This window comes from Aureimonas sp. AU4 (assembly GCF_001463765.1).
Classification (GTDB): Bacteria; Pseudomonadota; Alphaproteobacteria; order Rhizobiales; family Rhizobiaceae; genus Aureimonas.
This window is the reverse complement of record NZ_BBWK01000047.1, coordinates 16,105-32,069: the sequence shown is the minus strand read 5'-3', so window position 1 is coordinate 32,069 and position 15,965 is coordinate 16,105. Positions and strand designations below refer to the sequence as shown.

Genomic DNA, 15,965 nt, shown 5'->3' with positions numbered 1-15,965 from the left:
AGCTATGGGCGAGCGCGCCGTCGTCGACGTTTCAACAATGCGCTTGCATCGGTCCTAACGGGCCCGGATCCAAGATGCGCGGGCATGGAAGACGAGTTTGGGGGCTGAGGGGTGCGCCTGTCCCGCTATAAGAGTCTGAGCCCCCTAATGCCTTAAGTTCCATTTCCATCGCTCGCCGGCAGGCAGATGCTTGCGCGCCTCGACGCAATAACGTTCGCGCTGATTGCGATCGACGTCATGCTGCCCGCCTTCGAAAAGATGCTTGGCCTTCCGCCGAAGACTTTCGCCGTTCTGTCGGGCTTATGCTCGGCGTCCAGGCGCCCTCGATTGCCAACCAGTCGGCCCTAGAACGTCCTGTCGCTCTTCAGCTCGTAAGCGGCTTAGCATACCGGTGAGGTTCGCCTCGTGGGACACCCACACGGGGAGGCGCCCTCCGGATCGAAGGGTCCGGGAGGTGTTTCGTTTGAACGAAGACCGCGCTTTGGTGCTCATACAACCCAAGCTGACCGCTTAGTCTGTCCTCGGCAGACCTGACAGAAGGCGTATGAGATCGGCTTGGCGACCGACACCGGTCTTCCGAAAGATTGCCTTGACATGAGATCGAACGGTCTCGAGGGTGACTGACGATTCACGCGCAATTTCTGGTGCCGGGACACCCTCGATGAGCCTCCGTGTAACGCGGGCTTCTGTGGGCGTCAGGTCGAATATCGCCTCCAGGAGCGTCGTCCCTGGGATGGCAGATTGTCCAACGCGGGTGAGGACGAGCAAGCCATCTCCCTGACTGAATATGTCACGTGCAGAGGCGACGAGTGGGATCAGGTGCCCGACAGCAGGAGCGTCCTCGGTTTGGATGGCAAAGCTCAAGGGGGGACGTTGTGAGGAGCTCGTCAAACCAAGGCTTTGCAAGGCGGTATGCAAAGTGCTGTTGGCCGATGGGTTTCTCAGGAGGATGCAGTCGAAGCTGCCTATGGCCACTAGGTCCGACATTTGTTCGAAATGGCGGTTCCCAACGATAACCCTGCCGTTCGAGGACAGGACTGCTGCGGCAAGGCCAATCAATTCGAGGCCCTGAACCGTCCCCTTCGCGCGCTCCAATCCGAAACGAGCCGCAGTCAAAGCTGAGCGTGCCAGGTGCGGTCGAAGCGGATTGAGCTTATCTTTGACTTCATCCTTGACTGGGCCGAGCTCGAACTTCCTCTCAAGGCTCAGAACAAACACATCACCCGTCATCGGTACGATCGCGGTTCCGATCGCCCAACCCAGGCCCCGCGGACGGAAGAAGCCATTATAAATTGGGCTGACGTCCAGCTCTTCCTGCGACATCCAATCGTAGTCGGTGACGAAACCGGGGAGTCGCTTGCGAAAGCCAGCCTCGCCCCGATCGTTTTTGGCGGCCCAGCCCTCTGAAACGAAGGCTTCCATGTGTGGCCGCATTCTCTCCGACGACGTCCACTGCGGCCTCCCTGTCCCCGCTGCGAAAAGAACCCCGCCTTCGGCTCCAGCGACTGCAGCCATATCGTCGAGAACCAGCGGCCATAACTCAGCGTTGACTGCAGCTTCGTAGATACGATCGACAACTTCGTCCATTTTGTACGCTCTCCCCCAACCGACAGTTTAGCGTGTCGATCAGAACACACGTCAAGGCCGGGTCCTCCTTAGGGCGGGTTCGGACGCAGCCTGCGCAAGTTGTCGTGCACCACGTGAAGGCTTCACTCCGGCTTCTACCCCAGCCGCTGGAGCGGGCAGCAATTGTGGCTTATCGCTTGCAGCCCAAGAGAAGGAATACAGCCGCGGGGAGGGACTCAATGCGAAGGCTTGTGCGCTACGCGATTGCAGCATCGCTGGTGCTCTGTGGAACGACCGCAGCTCTCGCCGCATCGTCTACCTGCCCAGAGAGCTTCCTCGGTGGCGAGGCGCCGGACTATGCGCGCCTCGCTCAAGCGGCTCCGGCGCGCGAGATCTGCTTTCGCAAGTTCGCTGTCCTGCATTCGGGTGCGACCCGCACACCGCTGTGGGCCGGCGAGCACCTCACGGCCGCGCAGGTCCAGGCGGCCGAGGCCATGACGCGCACCAACCGCTTCCATACCGAAAGTCGCCTGCCTCGTTCCGAGCGGTCCGAACTCTCCGACTACCGCAAGTCCGGTTTTGACCGTGGCCACATGGCGCCCTCCGGGAATATGCCGGACGCAGCATCCCAGGCCGACAGCTTCTCGCTCGCCAACATGGTCCCGCAGAACCATCGCTTGAACACCGGCGTCTGGAGCCAGATCGAGGAGACGGTGCGCGACGTCGTCATGCTCGACGGCGAGGCCTGGGTCGTGACGGGTCCGCTGTTCACCGGCGGTGACGTCCAGGCGATCGGCAACAACAACGTACTGGTGCCGACCACCGTTTGGAAGGCGGTCTATGATCCGAAGCGCGAGGGCGCAGCCGTCTACGTTGCCGACAACGACGACAGCCCCAACTGTCGGATCATGAGCGTCGATGCGTTCAAGACCATGAGCGGCATCGATCCGTTTCCGGCCCTGCCGGCTGGCACGGGGCGCCTGGCCCTCACCCAGCCCAAGGCCTGCCAGCAGGTGAAGTGATGACCAAGAGCGATGCAGGTGAAGGCAAGGCGTCTGGCTCGGCCGAGTTTGAGCCGTTCGCGAACGACGAGGCGGCGGTCACGATCGGCGGGCTGACAATCGAGAACGGAACGGACCGGATCTCGATCAGCGGTTCGGTCGATATCCCAGCCGACAAGGCAGGGCTCGAACAGGCCAAGGCGCTGCAGAAGGCGGTGGACGCCATCGTCGCGGCGCTGACGGCGAAGGGCGATCTGCCGGAGAAGGCGGAGGCAGAAGAGGCCAAGCCCGCCAAGAAGGTGCGCAACCCGTTCGCCTGACGGTCACCAACTGGAAAGCCAACGCGCGGCGCCTGAGAACATCGCGACAAGCCCGGCACCCGCAAGCATCATGAAGGCGATCGCAGGCCAGTCACGCGGCTTGCGCTCCCCAGGCGGCACACGCACCGCATAGGACCCGTCCGGTTCACGCTTAGCGTCGAATTGGGACTTCATCCCTCGCCATGCTCCCTGACCGCATGTCCACGTTCGGTCAGGTGCCACCATCGCGCGCCGCGCCAGCCTATGTCGACCCGAACAAGGCCAAACCGATCCAGCTGCACAACAGCCTCTAGGAGCCTGGCAGGTAGCATGTCCTCCAGGTATCCGATCGCCTCGCCATCCGAAGCCCACCCTGCCATGCGGTTCATGACTTCGACCTGTGCCGGGCTGAGGTCGTTAAAGCGCATGATGAATCCGGAAAAAGAGGCTAGCGATCGCTTAGCCGTCGCCGTTCATAGCCGGCCGAGACGAAGGCATTGCGCTCGGCATCCATAACCCGCTGCGCGCGGATCAGCGAGGCGATCGCCTCATGCAGATCGCCGTCGCATGCTTGGATCGCTTCCGCTACCGCAACGTCGATCTCGTCCACTGCGGACTGCCGTTCCGGTCTCGCCATCGTCATTCCCCTTCCGATTCGCCCCGTGCGATGATGACTCCGGTAAGCCTTGCAGAGAAGCATTTGTTCCTATTTCGTTCTCCACGATAGGAATCACTTCCCTGGAGGACGACCCGTGCTCGAGTTCACCGAACTGCGGAAGAAGGCCGGCATCGATCCGCAGGCTATCGCCATCGACGCGCTCGGTTTTATCGCCACCGACCCGAAGCTGATGAACCGCTTCCTCGACCTGTCCGGCATCGAGGCGGACGGCATTCGCCAAGCTGCGGCCGAGGCTGGCTTTCTGGTCGGCGTGCTCGACTTCCTGCTGGCGAACGAGCCTGACCTGATCACGTTCGATCATGCCACGCTGAACTCGCCCGACGTCGTTCAGATGGCTCGCCAGAAGCTCGAGGCCCGGCCGTGAGCCATGGTACAGCGTGTCAGGGACTATGCCGAGGGCCTGATGCGAGGCCTCGGCATCACGGTGAAGTGCCGGGAGTGCGGCAAGCAGTGCACGTTCCTGGCCTCTGACTTCCACGGCTACATCGATCCGCGCGCCGTGATCGAGGACATGACCTGGCGGTGCACGTGGTGCCGGACTCCGTCGACGTGGATTCGCTGGGTCGTACTTGATCGCATCACGCGCGAAGGTCTGACGCAGTGGAAGCCGCCGGCTTGGCTGAAGCGCCGCTTCTAGTGGATGCTCGGCCGGACACCGTCATAGGCGAGGCTCAGGTCATAATCCTCGGCGCCTCTGGCCCATGCCACGACGCGCCCATAGTAGTCGCGATCGCAGGCTTCACAGCACTCGCGCTCGTGCGGCAGCAACTCTTCTCCGCACTCTTCGCAGGCCGGCATCGCGTCCAAGCTGGGCGCGTCAAGGAATAGGTCATCAGACATCGTCGGGGTTATGGGCCGAACGCCTTGCCCCGATCTGCTGGAAGGGCACCCTGTTCAACGCTTGTCACAAACGTCTGGTTGGGATCCACTAACCTCTTACGAGCGAACGGGTGGGAACGATCATGCAGCGCAGAGCTCTTTTCGCGGTCTTGGTGGCCGCCACGTGCCTCCTGCCGGTCGTGAACTCGAAGGCTGAGGACCGAACGGTGGGCGACCGCATCCTCGAGCTGACCCGGTCCACGAAGTGGCAGAAGACAAACGAGATCAAGCTGGCCTTCCCCACCTTCCACCCGCAGGGCATGGTGCGGATCGGCGACGAGTTCATCGTCTCGTCGGTCGAGATCATCAAGCCGACCACACGCTACGAGACACCGCGCGACGGCCTCGACCGCGACGAAGGTGAAGGGCGGGGACACCTCTTCCGCGTCAGCGCCGACGGTCAGCTCCTTAGCTCCCTCTCGCTGGGAGAAGGCTCGATCTACCACCCCGGCGGCATCGACTTCGACGGTCGCTCAATCTGGGTGCCAGTCGCCGAGTACCGGCCCAACAGCCGATCGATCGCCTATCGCGTCGACCCCAAGACCATGAAGGCGGAAGAGGTCTTCCGCTTCAACGATCACGTCGGAGGTCTCGTGCACGACACCGACGCCAACACCGTACATGGCGTCAGTTGGGGTTCACGCCGCTTCTACGCGTGGCCGTTGGCGCAGGACGGCACGGTTACGAACGCGGATGCCGATCCCGCCAAGCTGCGGGTTGCCAACCCGTCGCAGTACATCGACTACCAGGACTGCAAGTACGCCGGCGCCGACCGAATGGCCTGCGCTGGTCTGAACGCTTATCGCGCATCGCCCGATGCGACCCCATTCCGGTTGGGTGGGCTGGAACTGATTGATCTGAAGGACAACCGCCCGATCTGGCAGGTGCCGATCGAGCTATGGGCGCCGTCCGGTCTGCCGATGACGCAGAACCCGACCTTCCTTGAGGCAACCGAGAAGGGCCTACGCGCCTACTTCATGCCCGACGACGACCAGTCCACCATCTTCGTCTACGAGACGTCGAAGCCGTAGGCGTTCGGGCGTTCGCACTACGGTCTGACTGCGGGTTCGGTTGGGACGGGTGCTGGCGTCACGCCCTGGACTCGCTCCTGCGCGTTCTGGATCGTCTCGACCTGCCGCGCTTCCCGGCCGCGGCCGGCGTCCTGCAGGAACAGGAAGCCAAGCCCGAACAAAAGCACGAGCGATGCGGCGAGTAGCACGTATCGCGTCGTCTTCTTGGCAACTGTCTTGGGCCGCATGACGCATCCTCCAGCCGATGCGCAGCAATCGACCACAAGCTCTGAGGGAAAGCTATCTCTCGCACTTATTGCCGCTTGCCCATCGATGCCACCAAAGCGAGGCAATCAACGGCTGAGGCAACGGCGTCCAAATCCCTGACGGAACGCCAGCGGCTGCCAAGGCACGCGATGCCCAAACGTTGCAGCCGGCAAACGCCGTGAAGATTGGACGCGCCTTATAGAAGTGGTCGGTCTCGTTGATGCCGAAGTGATCGAGCGGACGAAACGAGCCGTCCGGGTTGCGCTCCAGCGTATCGAGAATGAAGTCGATCAGTGCGCTCAGGCCCTGATCGGACAACGGGATGCGTCGCCGCGTCTCCCATGATCCACCAAGATCTGCTGCCGGATCGAACCGAAGCACGGACTCGTCGCCGAAGACGGACTCCAACAGGCCCATCGGACTTATGCGCCATGGCCTGTAGGTGTCGGGATAGAAGTCGCGCCCACCCCAGCCGACGAGGATGTGAGACATCCTCGGGTGGTCGGTCCGAATGCCGACGTCCTGCAGGAAGGCCAGTCGGCGGCGCACTTCAGGGTTAGCCGGCAGGGCGATGTCGACGTGCGCGGCATTCATGAGGTCCAGGTAGACATCGTTGCGGCCGCCCGCATCGCGGCGTGACAGGCGACGCGGTACCAACGCACCAAAGATCAGGGTGCCGGCAAGGGCACCGAGGCCGAGTGCGGCCCGCATCCAACTCGACATACTGGAACGACGACCCTCAGGCTTCTGCGATCAGGTCGTGGACGTGGAAAGCGCGTTCACGTGGCTTACCGGCGAGGTTCGGGCTACCTGCAGCATAGCCGTCCACCCAGCGCATCGTGCCAGGCTTGCCGTCCTCGGAGAAGGCTTGGTCGTCATATCCTTCGACCGGCACCATCGGTCCAACCTTCGTACCCTCGCGGGTCAGATAGAACTTGCCCGCCTCGATGCGGACCGGCTGAGCGTCCATGTCGGCCATCGTCTCCCCCTTCGTGTGTTCGACCAGGGGATGGATATGGGCCACGTTGGTGTCTGGAGCAGCCTCTTGGCGCTGCCAGTCCGAGAACGTGATCGGCTCGGCAAATTGCAGGATGCTCTACACAAGTATCCGCAGGATATCGCCCAGCGTTACGACAGCACCTGCCGCCGCGCCATGGCGGGCTGCGCCAACCCAACCCGGCTCAAAGGCCACCTCAGCCGTGGCCGCCAAGCCCACCATGCATTAGATTTGAACCGGGCCACCTAATGGGGGCAGACCATCGGCAGAACCGATCGCTCGTGCGAACGATGCGAGCGCTGATCGGCCTTCACATCGTTCTTATCGGGCTTGTCGCCTTTCTCGTGTATCGATTGCTGACATAGGCTGACACCGTCAGCGGGCTTACGAACTACCGATCGAGTTGTCAGACCAGCTGAGAACAAGAGAAGCCCGCCAGTGCCCTCCCAAACACTGACGGGCTTCGTTGCCAGCGCAGCCCAAAGGCGCAGCTTGGTGCGAACAGCTTCGTAGCATCGGCCGATCCCGGCCCCAACAGCAGGCCATTGTTACCCCACCACATAACCAAGTCGGAACTACGCAGGTTGATGAGGTTTGATGAATGTCGCAGCGATTGTCCTCCCACAACCCGCTGCAACGTACTCGACGACATCCTCCTCCCAGTCGTGCGGGCCATAAGATAGCGCCCTGTCGGTCCTCACCCGGCAGGGCGTTTTCCATATGGGATTGAGCAACAGCTATTGAGCGAAGGCGCTTCCATCACCTCATGAATCAAGGCTGAGACCTAGCTTATCCCGTCACCCGCTTCCCGGAGCGGTAAAGCGCCCATCCCCCGATCAGCATCACGGCTCCCCAAATGAGGAAGCCAATGTCCCAATAGACCCATCCGTCCTGCGGCACCGTCTCGTTGACGTGGTGTAGGCCGAGGATCTGATGGTTGATTAGACCCTCAACGAGGTTGAAGAGGCCGAACCCCATCAGAAGGCTTCCCAGAAGCAGCCGGCCGGACCACCAAAGATGCCTGCGATGAGCTGCTCGCCACAGGATGATCAGCCCGATCACGACAAACACGTAGGTCACGGTATGGAAGAGACCGTCCAGAAGCGTGTTGAGCTTCAGGTTCTCGTACGTATCGGCGGGGTATCCGGCACTCGTGGCGATGTGATGCCATTGCAGGATCTGATGAAGCACGATCCCGTCAAAGAAGCCGCCCAAGCCCAGCCCGAAGAAGATACCGGCCGATAGGGGAAACGATCGTTCCGGAGACGGTTGATGGGATGTCAGGTGTGCCTCGCTCGTTCGAAGCCAACCGGGTCCCTCAGCGAGCGTTCCCAGACGACATGTGTGGCTTGCTACCAGCCGCGATGGTCAGCAGCCTATCCATTCCGGTCTTCGCACTGACGGAACACCCATCTCCTCGTGAACTTGGTCTTGCTTAGCGGGCGCACGGGAGAAGTGAGCGAGCATGATCCCGACCAAGGTCCATAGCGTCATCGACTACGTGTACGGCATCCTGTTGATCGTCGCGCCGTTTCTGATCCGGTTCGAAGCCATTCCGGCTGCGACATGGATCCTCGTGCTGGCAGGCGCTGGCGCCCTCCTCTACAGCCTTCTTACCGACTATGAGCTGGGCTACTTCAAGCTGATCCCGATGAGGATCCACCTTGCGCTAGATGTGATCGCCGGCGCGTTCCTAGCTGTATCGCCATGGCTGTTCGGCTTTGCAGACCAGATCTGGTGGCCTCACGTCGTCGCCGGAGCGATATCGATCATTGTTCCGTTGCTCACGAGCCGGCAGTCAGGATCGAATTAAACCATCAAGCAAAATGAACATCCCCGGCCAGTTTCCTGGCCGAAGAATGGGATCGGAGCCACATCAGTTACTGTAGCCAGCGTCCGGGAATGATCACGAGTGCGGGGAACAGCGTTAGGATCACAAGGACAACAAGCTGCGCCACAAGGAAAGGCCAGACTCCCTTGATGGCGAGTGCCAACGGTACCTTACCGACCGCCGATACGACGTTCAGCACGGTGCCGACCGGCGGAGTGATCAAGCCGATCGCGTTATTCATGACAAACAGAACGCCGAAGTAGACCGGATCGATGCCCGCCTGCTTGACGATCGGCATGAGGACCGGTGTCAGGATCAGGATGGTCGGGATGAAGTCGAGCGCAGTGCCGACGATCACAACGAGCAGCATGATCACGGCCATCAGAAGCACGGGGTGTGTCTTGAATGGCTCCAGCAGCGCCGAAACCTCGGCCGGGATGTTGGCGATAGCGATGAGGTACGCCGACACAGCTGCCGCTGCGACCAGAAACATGACGGCTGCCGTGGTGCGGACGGCCATCAGCATAGCCTCGTAGAACTTAGCGAGCGTCAGCTCTCGGTACACGAAAGCACCGACGAACACCGCGTAGACCGCTGCCACCACAGCTGCTTCCGTAGGCGTGAAGACACCGCCCTTCAGGCCGCCGATGATGATTACGGGCAGGCCAAGTGCCAGCAGTGCATCAAGGAAGGCCCGACCTGCCTCGCCCCAGGACCGACGTTCCATCGGCTTCAGCTCGTCGCGTTTCGAGACGATCCACCAAGCGATGGCAAGCGACAGCCCGAGCAGAAGGCCCGGCACGATACCGGTCAGGAACAAGCGGGTGATCGACACGCCCCCGATCACGCCGAAGACGATGTAGCCGATCGAAGGCGACAGCACCGGCGCGATGATGCCACCCGACGCGATCAGCCCTGATGAGCGTCCGAGATCGTAACCGGCTTGGCGCATGACGGGTAGAAGCATGGAGGCAAGTGCCGCCGTGTCTGCCACCGCTGAGCCCGACATCGAGGCCAGCAGGATCGCCGTGAAGATGGCGACATAGCCGAGACCGCCACGCAGGTGGCCCACCAGCGTCAGGCCGAGGTTCACGAGCCGGCGCGACAAGCCGCCGGCATTCATCGCCTCGCCGGCGACGAGGAAGAAGGGCACTGCCAGAAGAGGGAAGCTGTCCGCGCCGTTCACCATCTGAAGGGCGATCAGCTGCCAGTCGAAGGCACCGAGGTGCCACATCAGGGCTCCTGCCGTCACGATCAGCGCGAACGCGATCGGCATGCCCATGAAGATCGTACCGAGCAGGACGAGCGAGAAGATCGCAACGGTCATGATATGCCTTCGCTGACCTGAGGCTCGGCTGCCTCTCCGTTCGGGCCCGACGTAAGAAGATCGATGATGTCGAGGAGGATGAGGATCGATAGGCCGACGCCAGACACCAGGGCGGCCGCATAGACCCAAGCCGTCGGCAGCTCAGTCATTGGCAGGAGGTTTTGCGCGTTGAGAAGCGCTTGGTCCCACGCGCCGACAGCCAGAATGACCGAGCAGCCAAGCGAAAGAACCGCAGTCGCTAGCCGGCAAAGCCAACGGCCTACGCGCGGCAAGGGCGTGACGAACATATCGACGCCCAGATGCCCCTTCTGCCGCATAACAACGACTGAACCGAGGAATATTAGCCATACGAACAGGACGCGGGACAACTCCTCGGCGATGTCGATACCGCTATCGAAGCCGTAGCGCATGACGACATTGCCGAAGACGAGCACGATCATCACCATAAGGATGGCGACGAGCGTGAACTCCAGCAGCCGAAAGCCAAGGTCCGCGCCGCGCCCCAGGGCGCTACGTTGAGGGAGGCGAGGGTCAGACATTGAGACCCTCGATTGCATAGGCCCGTGCCGGTGCACCGTCGGCATTTGGGATGAGAAGCGGTGCAGCGCTGAGAAGAACGCGGGACGATCGCAGCTCAGCGGTATTCACCACATACTCGATCAAGGTCACGCCCTGACGGAGAAGCACGTCGTGTGTGACATGCTCGGCGTTCGGAACGCTCTCACCCTTGAGCAGCAGCCTGATCGGGTAGTCCTGAGGGAAATCGAACGCGACTGCTGTCGGGCGACGCGTCCAAAGCCATTCAGCTGCCTCACGCGTGAGCCAAGGTGCCTGAGTCCAGAACTCAGGCGTCTTGTAGTCGCGACGGGCGGCCCAACGGGTGGCTAGAAGCAGGATTTCTCCCTCAGCTCCACCCGGATCGGCAGCCTCCAAAGCATCAGGACCAATCGGGGCATCGTCGGCTACTCCCGATAAATCGAACACCCGACAGGCCCCGACGACGCGATCGAGGCCGGTCGCCTCGATGGTCGGCGCACCAGCCACGAAATGGGCCTGCGCATCCACATGGGTGAAGCCGTGACAGGTGGTGGAGATGCGGGTGACACGGAATTGGTCGCCCTTGTCCAGGTCCCCGTTAACAGTCACCTCCGGCGACCACCGGAAATGACTTTCCAGCGGCATGCTCAAATCAACGATGCGCATGGGATCAGGCCGCAGCGGTGATCTGATCGACGACCTCGCCACCGAACTTCGTGACGTATTCTGCCTTCACAGCATCAGCGACCAGCGCGCGGAACGGCTCGACGTCAATCTGATCCACGACTTCCATGCCGTCAGCGCGCAGTGCCTCGACGGCGGTCTTCTCGCCTTCGCTATTCATGGTCCGCTGAATAACAGCCGCCTCGCGTGCTGCTTCCACGATGGCCATCCGCTGATCTTCAGGCAGAGCATCGAACTTCGGCTTGTTCATTACGAGCGGCGCAGTCGTGAAGGCATGACGCGTCAGCGTCAGGTACTTCTGAACCTCAAAGAACTTGGCGTTCTGAATCAGGGTGACAGGATTCTCTTGTCCGTCGATCGAGCCCATTTCAAGCGCAGTGAAAAGTTCGGTGAAGGCCATCGGGGTCGGCACCGCGCCGAGCAGTTTGAAAGCCTGGATATGGGCTGGATTCGGCGTTGTGCGGATCTTCAGGCCCTTCACGTCCGCCGGCGTCTCAACCGCACGCCGGTTGTTGGTGAGGTTGCGCCAACCGACCTCCCACGTGGACAAGGCCTTGAGGTTGGAAGCCTCTAGATCCGCGCGCAGGCTCTCGCCGATGGGGCCATCCAGCACCTTGGCGACGTGATCGCGGTCGCGGAACAGGTAGGGCAGATCGAGGACGTTGAGCTTAGGTGCGAGGCCCGTGAAGAACGGGTTGCCGGTCAGGCAGATGTCGAGCGTGCCGCCACGAACGCTGGCGATCATCGTCGGGTCGTTGCCGAGCGCGCCGTTCGCGTAGACCTCGACGGTCACTTGACCGTTTGTCTTCTGCGATACGAGTTCGCCGAACTTGAGACCCGCCTGATGGAAGGCATCGACCTCAGGATGCGGATGGCCAAAGCGCAGCTTCGTGGCCGCTTGGGCAAGAGCAGGTCGGCCGAGAACGGCAGTCGCTGATAGGGCTGCAGCCCCGACCAGAAACAAGCGACGCGAGCAATCGAGCATAGTGTTGTTCCTCCTCAGTGGCTTCGGTCACTGCTCGACCCGCCACTTTGGCATCGACCACCGAGAATGGCGGGACGCTCTGAAGGGAGGGCGATCAGCGTATGCGGATGCCGTGCGGTCTGCCGCCGCGTTGCCCTAATTCTGTATACACAATACTGCGTTACGCAAGCGCCGTTTTGTCGACACGCCCTAGACGTGTGAATTTTGGCTAGGATTGGCCAAACAACCACAAAGGAGGAGAGGCAAGGAAAGGAGAACTAAGCCGTGCCGGCCAGACCAAATTAATAGGGCACAACCTCCTGATGGTCGGGCCGCCCGGCTCGGGAAAGTCGATGCTGGCCGCGCGCCTGCCCTCGATCCTGCCGGCCCTCCTGCCGCGCGAGCTCCTGGAAGTGTCGATGATCGCCTCGGTCAACGGCACGCTCGCCAACGGCCAGCTTTCCGACCGCCGCCCCTTCCGGTCGCCGCACCATTCGGCCTCGATGGCGGCGATGGTGGGTGGGGGCATCCGCGCGCGGCCGGGCGAGGTCTCGCTCTCGCATCGCGGCATCCTGTTTCTGGACGAGTTTCCGGAATTCTCGCCCGCCGTGCTCGACTCGTTGCGCCAGCCGATCGAGTCGGGCGAGTGCGTGATCGCGCGCGCCAACCACCGTGTCACCTACCCCGCGCGCTTCCAGCTGATCGCGGCGATGAACCCGTGCCGCTGCGGGATGAGCGGCGAGCCGGGGCATTCCTGCGCGCGCGGGCCGCGCTGCGCGGCGGACTACCAGGCGCGCGTCTCGGGGCCGCTCCTCGACCGCATCGACCTGCGCGTCGACGTGCCGGCGGTCTCGGCCGCTGATCTCCTGCGGCCGGCGGCGAGCGGCGAGACCTCGGCCACGGTCCGGCAGCGCGTGGAGGCGGCGCGCGCCGTGCAGGGCGAGCGCGCCGAGCGCCTCGGGCTGCCGCCCGGCACCACCAATGCGCAGCTGCCGACACATCTCGTGGAAAGCGTGACGCGGCCGGACGCGGCGGGCGGCCGGCTTCTGGCGGAAGCGGCCGAGCGCATGCGCTTCTCGGCGCGCGCCTTCCACCGCATCCTGAAGGTGGCCCGCACGCTCGCCGACCTCGCCGGTGCGGAAACGGTGGGGCGCAGCCATGTCGGCGAGGCGATCGGCTTTCGCGCCGCGCCCGAGCGCTTGCAGGGCGCCGCCTAGGTCCCGTCGGCCAAGCTCCCGGGCGACTCGGCCAGGGCGTTGCCGCCTTCGGCGTGGCTGTGGCACGCCCATCGCCCTTCGGCCCGGCAAAAAACGATCGGGCACGTTGGAAGATGTCGTGCAACGTGCGAAGGTGGTTGCGCTGCGGAAGGGCAACCTGACGGGCGCAGCAAGCCCAACCGGGAGCTTGGATAGGCTTCCGGTTGGGTTGTCGATCCTGGCGGAAGGCTGCGGGCTTGGGTCCCGCTCATCGCGTGGCGGGCGGCGCGGACCAAGGCCGATGGGATAGCTGGACGCCCGTTGGGGCGCCCAGCCATAGGCACCTGCTCGCGAAGGGACGGGAGCAAGCAGGCGCTTCTCGTGATCTCGTGCAGAACAGTTACCCGCTCCTACCTGAACGGCAGATGAACCGCACTCATGGCTTTGTAAAGGCCGTGCGATTTGTTCGTCGCGCCCTGGCCGCAACCACGGTTCGGTGCCAAAACATGAACTATTCTGTCATGAATGAACCATCTCGATGGCGCCCGGCCTGATTTCCTTTGCGCGCCGGAGAAACCATCATGAACCCTTCGCATGAGGGGGTGAAGGGTACGGGTTTCCCGGAACGTCGCGTCGAACGCCGCTCCGCGCCCCGAAGGATTTCAACGTGTCCGGCTCCTACGCGCCGGACGAGCGCCCCACGGATCGGGGCATCGACGTCAGGCGCTGATTCTCGACCTCACGCCCGTTCTTCCGGCATAGGCGGCCTGAATGCCGGGCGGCCGTGACGCTTCGTCATCGAACCTCGGCGCTCGTCTGCGCGAAATTCCGTCAATTGCGCATCGCGACGCGGGCGGCTTGGCCACGCCCGGACCAAAGCGCACCCCGCCGCACGATGGCCAATAGCGACCACCGATCGAACCCGGTCGCGACCGTGTCGCACGAGCTCGAACAGGCGCCATTGATCCGGAGCGTCGACATTAAGGCGCAACTCGACCGGCAAGGTCGAGGCGGACAGGCGCGCGGCGTTTCGCGAAGATGCCTGTCCGGGCGGGCGGTCGCCCTCAAGCGGTTCCGACCCGCCCGCCTGTCGCCGAGTAGAAGCGGCAGAGGTCGGCGAGAAAGCACGTTTCGCAGCGCGGCCGGCGCGACACGCACACGGCCTTGCCGAACTGGAGCAGCCAGAAGTGCCCGTCGTGCTGCGCCCAGGGCGGCGCGCGGCGTTCGAGGGCTGCGGCCGTGCGGTCGGCCGTCTTCTCCTCCACGATGCCGATGCGGTTCGACACGCGAAAGACGTGCGTGTCCACCGCGATCACGTCCGCGCCGAAGGTGAAGGAGAGGACGATGTCGGCGCATTTGCGCCCGATGCCCGGCAGGCTCATCAGCCCCTCGCGCGTCTGCGGCACGACGCGGTCGTGCTCCTCGATCAGCGCGGTGCACAGGCGTCGGATGCTTTTCGCCTTCATGTTGTAGAGGCCGCAGGGCTTGATCGCGAGCGCCACCTCCTCGTCGGTGAGCGTCAGCATCTCGTCGGGCGTCTTTGCCAGCGCGAAGAGGCCGCGCACGGCGGCCGCCGTGTTGGCGTCGCGGCTTTGGGCCGACAGGAGGCAGGATACGACAGAGCGGAACGGGTCGGGCTGGTCCTTGGGTCCCTTGGCGGTCGGGGTGCGACCCGGCATGTTCTGTTCGAGACGCCGAAAGACCTCATCGACCTCCGGCGCGTCCAGAAGGCCTCGTCCCTCGCCGTCGACGACCGACGCATCCATTCCATCCATTGGCCGGCTCCGCATCCGTTTGCGAGCCCAAGCGCGGGACGGTGGGCACAGTTCCCGCTGCGACGAAGCGCCGGGACGTCGACCGGTGGATTGTCCAGTTCCACTTACCGGCGCATCCAGCCGAAGCGTCTCGATCGGTCCAATCGGCGGGCGTAGGTGAGGCGGCGGACGTCGCTCCCGTCGCCGTCCGTATCCGAACGAAAGGACCGTCTCCCATGACCACGACCCAAGACAAGACCGTTCTCGTCACCGGCGCCTCGAGCGGCATCGGCGAGGGCGTCGCGCGGCTGCTCGGCGCGTCCGGCGCCAAGCTCGTGCTGGGCGCGCGCCGCGTCGACCGCCTGGAACGCCTTGCCGACGAGATCCGCGCGGCGGGCGGCACCGCCGAGATTCGCGCGCTTGACGTCACCAGCTCCAGCGACACGGCCGATTTTGCCGCGTTCGCCGAGGAGCGCTTCGGGCGCATCGACGTCCTCGTGAACAATGCCGGCGTGATGCCGCTCTCGCCGATGAGCGCGCTCAAGATCGACGAGTGGGACCGGATGATCGACGTCAACATCCGCGGCGTCCTGCACGGGATCGCGGCGGTCCTGCCCACCATGAACCGGCAAGGCTTCGGCCAGATCGTCAACGTCTCCTCGATCGGCGGGCTCGCCGTGTCGCCGACCGCCGCGGTCTACTGCGCGACGAAATATGCCGTGCGCGCCATCTCCGACGGCCTTCGCCAGGAGAACGACCGGCTGCGCGTGACCTGCGTCTATCCCGGCGTCGTGGAGTCGGAGCTCGCCTCGACGATCACCGACCCGGGGGCCGCCGAGCTGATGGTGGGCTACCGCAGCATCGCGATCCGCCCGGACGCCATCGCGCGCGCCATCCTCCACGCGATCGAGCAGCCGGAGGACGTCGACACCAACGAGATCGTCGTGCGCCCGACCCGCACGCGTTGAGGGAGC

Annotated in this window: 19 protein-coding genes and 1 pseudogene; 8 read left to right on the top strand and 12 right to left on the bottom strand. The window is 63.4% G+C overall.

Translation table 11 applies throughout. The features are described from left to right. Positions 1 to 510: 510 nt before the first annotated feature. Positions 511 to 1,587 (bottom strand): helix-turn-helix transcriptional regulator, encoded by a 1,077-nt coding sequence (locus AUL35_RS14225; RefSeq protein WP_082666341.1) that lies wholly within the window; start codon positions 1,585 to 1,587, stop codon positions 511 to 513. Positions 1,588 to 1,805: 218 nt separating this feature from the next. On the opposite strand from AUL35_RS14225, the gene AUL35_RS14220 reads away from it, so the two are divergent. Then, on the top strand, positions 1,806 to 2,588 hold the full coding sequence (locus AUL35_RS14220) for a DNA/RNA non-specific endonuclease (RefSeq protein ID WP_062015877.1): 783 nt from the start codon (positions 1,806 to 1,808) through the stop codon (positions 2,586 to 2,588). Continuing rightward, positions 2,588 to 2,887, top strand: coding sequence for a hypothetical protein (locus AUL35_RS14215; protein ID WP_062015875.1), 300 nt, complete (start codon positions 2,588 to 2,590; stop codon positions 2,885 to 2,887). Before AUL35_RS14220 ends, AUL35_RS14215 begins: the two co-directional genes overlap by 1 nt. Before the next feature lie 3 nt (positions 2,888 to 2,890). On the opposite strand, the gene AUL35_RS22200 is transcribed toward AUL35_RS14215, so the two are convergent. After that, a complete protein-coding gene (locus tag AUL35_RS22200; protein ID WP_156418002.1) occupies positions 2,891 to 3,061 on the bottom strand; it encodes a hypothetical protein in 171 nt (56 codons plus the stop codon). 253 nt (positions 3,062 to 3,314) lie between these two features. Further along, positions 3,315 to 3,476: a hypothetical protein gene (locus AUL35_RS22195; RefSeq protein ID WP_156418001.1), complete on the bottom strand. Its 162-nt coding sequence runs from the start codon at positions 3,474 to 3,476 to the stop codon at positions 3,315 to 3,317. A 142-nt stretch (positions 3,477 to 3,618) separates the two neighbouring features. Between AUL35_RS22195 and AUL35_RS14205 the strand changes: the two genes are divergently transcribed. From AUL35_RS14205 to AUL35_RS14190, 3 genes are all read left to right on the top strand, one after another. Further along, positions 3,619 to 3,909, top strand: a complete 291-nt coding sequence (locus tag AUL35_RS14205) for a DUF3572 domain-containing protein (protein WP_062015871.1) — start codon at positions 3,619 to 3,621, stop codon at positions 3,907 to 3,909. A 3-nt stretch (positions 3,910 to 3,912) separates the two neighbouring features. After that, on the top strand, positions 3,913 to 4,182 hold the full coding sequence (locus AUL35_RS14200) for a hypothetical protein (RefSeq protein ID WP_062015869.1): 270 nt from the start codon (positions 3,913 to 3,915) through the stop codon (positions 4,180 to 4,182). A 409-nt stretch (positions 4,183 to 4,591) separates the two neighbouring features. Beyond that, a complete protein-coding gene (locus AUL35_RS14190) occupies positions 4,592 to 5,455 on the top strand; it encodes a DUF6454 family protein (RefSeq protein ID WP_202814280.1) in 864 nt (287 codons plus the stop codon). Positions 5,456 to 5,472: 17 nt separating this feature from the next. Here the strand turns inward: AUL35_RS14190 and AUL35_RS14185 are convergent, their stop codons facing one another. From AUL35_RS14185 to AUL35_RS14170, 4 genes are all read right to left on the bottom strand, one after another. Further along, on the bottom strand, positions 5,473 to 5,682 hold the full coding sequence (locus AUL35_RS14185) for a hypothetical protein (protein ID WP_062015865.1): 210 nt from the start codon (positions 5,680 to 5,682) through the stop codon (positions 5,473 to 5,475). 52 nt (positions 5,683 to 5,734) lie between these two features. Next, a complete protein-coding gene (locus tag AUL35_RS14180) occupies positions 5,735 to 6,412 on the bottom strand; it encodes a DUF2459 domain-containing protein (protein WP_192847100.1) in 678 nt (225 codons plus the stop codon). Between the two features lie 28 nt (positions 6,413 to 6,440). Further along, the gene (locus tag AUL35_RS14175) at positions 6,441 to 6,680 is read right to left on the bottom strand and encodes a hypothetical protein (protein WP_062015861.1); all 240 of its coding nucleotides are present in this window, start codon (positions 6,678 to 6,680) and stop codon (positions 6,441 to 6,443) included. An 807-nt stretch (positions 6,681 to 7,487) separates the two neighbouring features. Then, the gene (locus AUL35_RS14170) at positions 7,488 to 7,982 is read right to left on the bottom strand and encodes a DUF2243 domain-containing protein (protein WP_062015859.1); all 495 of its coding nucleotides are present in this window, start codon (positions 7,980 to 7,982) and stop codon (positions 7,488 to 7,490) included. A gap of 181 nt (positions 7,983 to 8,163) precedes the next feature. On the opposite strand from AUL35_RS14170, the gene AUL35_RS14165 reads away from it, so the two are divergent. Further along, the gene (locus tag AUL35_RS14165) at positions 8,164 to 8,511 is read left to right on the top strand and encodes an SPW repeat protein (protein WP_062015858.1); all 348 of its coding nucleotides are present in this window, start codon (positions 8,164 to 8,166) and stop codon (positions 8,509 to 8,511) included. A gap of 67 nt (positions 8,512 to 8,578) precedes the next feature. Here AUL35_RS14165 and AUL35_RS14160 read toward each other — a convergent pair whose 3' ends face one another. From AUL35_RS14160 to AUL35_RS14145, 4 genes are read right to left on the bottom strand one after another with little or no spacing between them, the layout of a single operon-like run. Beyond that, positions 8,579 to 9,856: a TRAP transporter large permease gene (locus AUL35_RS14160; protein WP_062015856.1), complete on the bottom strand. Its 1,278-nt coding sequence runs from the start codon at positions 9,854 to 9,856 to the stop codon at positions 8,579 to 8,581. Continuing rightward, positions 9,853 to 10,395, bottom strand: coding sequence for a TRAP transporter small permease (locus AUL35_RS14155; protein WP_082666340.1), 543 nt, complete (start codon positions 10,393 to 10,395; stop codon positions 9,853 to 9,855). Before AUL35_RS14155 ends, AUL35_RS14160 begins: the two co-directional genes overlap by 4 nt. Next, the gene (locus AUL35_RS14150) at positions 10,388 to 11,059 is read right to left on the bottom strand and encodes a cyclase family protein (protein ID WP_062015854.1); all 672 of its coding nucleotides are present in this window, start codon (positions 11,057 to 11,059) and stop codon (positions 10,388 to 10,390) included. Before AUL35_RS14150 ends, AUL35_RS14155 begins: the two co-directional genes overlap by 8 nt. A 4-nt stretch (positions 11,060 to 11,063) precedes the next feature. Continuing rightward, the gene (locus AUL35_RS14145) at positions 11,064 to 12,062 is read right to left on the bottom strand and encodes a TRAP transporter substrate-binding protein (protein ID WP_062015852.1); all 999 of its coding nucleotides are present in this window, start codon (positions 12,060 to 12,062) and stop codon (positions 11,064 to 11,066) included. Between the two features lie 230 nt (positions 12,063 to 12,292). Here AUL35_RS14145 and AUL35_RS14140 point away from each other — a divergent pair. After that, positions 12,293 to 13,258 (top strand): annotated as a pseudogene (locus AUL35_RS14140) (YifB family Mg chelatase-like AAA ATPase); the annotation flags it as partial. A gap of 1,043 nt (positions 13,259 to 14,301) precedes the next feature. Here AUL35_RS14140 and nth read toward each other — a convergent pair. Next, entirely contained in the window at positions 14,302 to 15,003 is a 702-nt protein-coding gene (nth, locus tag AUL35_RS14135) for an endonuclease III (RefSeq protein WP_062015850.1), read from the bottom strand. Positions 15,004 to 15,227: 224 nt separating this feature from the next. Here nth and AUL35_RS14130 point away from each other — a divergent pair, with 224 nt between their 5' ends. Next, positions 15,228 to 15,959 carry an SDR family oxidoreductase gene (locus AUL35_RS14130; protein WP_062015848.1) on the top strand — a complete coding sequence of 244 codons (732 nt, stop codon included), beginning with the start codon at positions 15,228 to 15,230 and terminating at the stop codon, positions 15,957 to 15,959. Positions 15,960 to 15,965: the final 6 nt, after the last annotated feature.

Bases quoted from the DNA above. Each gene is read 5' to 3' on its own strand.
- AUL35_RS14130 (WP_062015848.1), top strand. From the start codon at position 15,228: ATGACCACGACCCAAGACAAGACCGTTCTCGTCACCGGCGCCTCGAGC.
- AUL35_RS14185 (WP_062015865.1), bottom strand. From the start codon at position 5,682: ATGCGGCCCAAGACAGTTGCCAAGAAGACGACGCGATACGTGCTACTC.
- nth (WP_062015850.1), bottom strand. From the start codon at position 15,003: ATGGATGCGTCGGTCGTCGACGGCGAGGGACGAGGCCTTCTGGACGCG.
- AUL35_RS22200 (WP_156418002.1), bottom strand. From the start codon at position 3,061: ATGAAGTCCCAATTCGACGCTAAGCGTGAACCGGACGGGTCCTATGCG.
- AUL35_RS14225 (WP_082666341.1), bottom strand. From the start codon at position 1,587: ATGGACGAAGTTGTCGATCGTATCTACGAAGCTGCAGTCAACGCTGAG.
- AUL35_RS14165 (WP_062015858.1), top strand. From the start codon at position 8,164: ATGATCCCGACCAAGGTCCATAGCGTCATCGACTACGTGTACGGCATC.
- AUL35_RS14175 (WP_062015861.1), bottom strand. From the start codon at position 6,680: ATGGCCGACATGGACGCTCAGCCGGTCCGCATCGAGGCGGGCAAGTTC.
- AUL35_RS14155 (WP_082666340.1), bottom strand. From the start codon at position 10,395: ATGTCTGACCCTCGCCTCCCTCAACGTAGCGCCCTGGGGCGCGGCGCG.
- AUL35_RS14145 (WP_062015852.1), bottom strand. From the start codon at position 12,062: ATGCTCGATTGCTCGCGTCGCTTGTTTCTGGTCGGGGCTGCAGCCCTA.
- AUL35_RS14220 (WP_062015877.1), top strand. From the start codon at position 1,806: ATGCGAAGGCTTGTGCGCTACGCGATTGCAGCATCGCTGGTGCTCTGT.
- AUL35_RS14160 (WP_062015856.1), bottom strand. From the start codon at position 9,856: ATGACCGTTGCGATCTTCTCGCTCGTCCTGCTCGGTACGATCTTCATG.
- AUL35_RS14150 (WP_062015854.1), bottom strand. From the start codon at position 11,059: ATGCGCATCGTTGATTTGAGCATGCCGCTGGAAAGTCATTTCCGGTGG.
- AUL35_RS14215 (WP_062015875.1), top strand. From the start codon at position 2,588: ATGACCAAGAGCGATGCAGGTGAAGGCAAGGCGTCTGGCTCGGCCGAG.
- AUL35_RS14180 (WP_192847100.1), bottom strand. From the start codon at position 6,412: ATGCGGGCCGCACTCGGCCTCGGTGCCCTTGCCGGCACCCTGATCTTT.
- AUL35_RS14200 (WP_062015869.1), top strand. From the start codon at position 3,913: ATGGTACAGCGTGTCAGGGACTATGCCGAGGGCCTGATGCGAGGCCTC.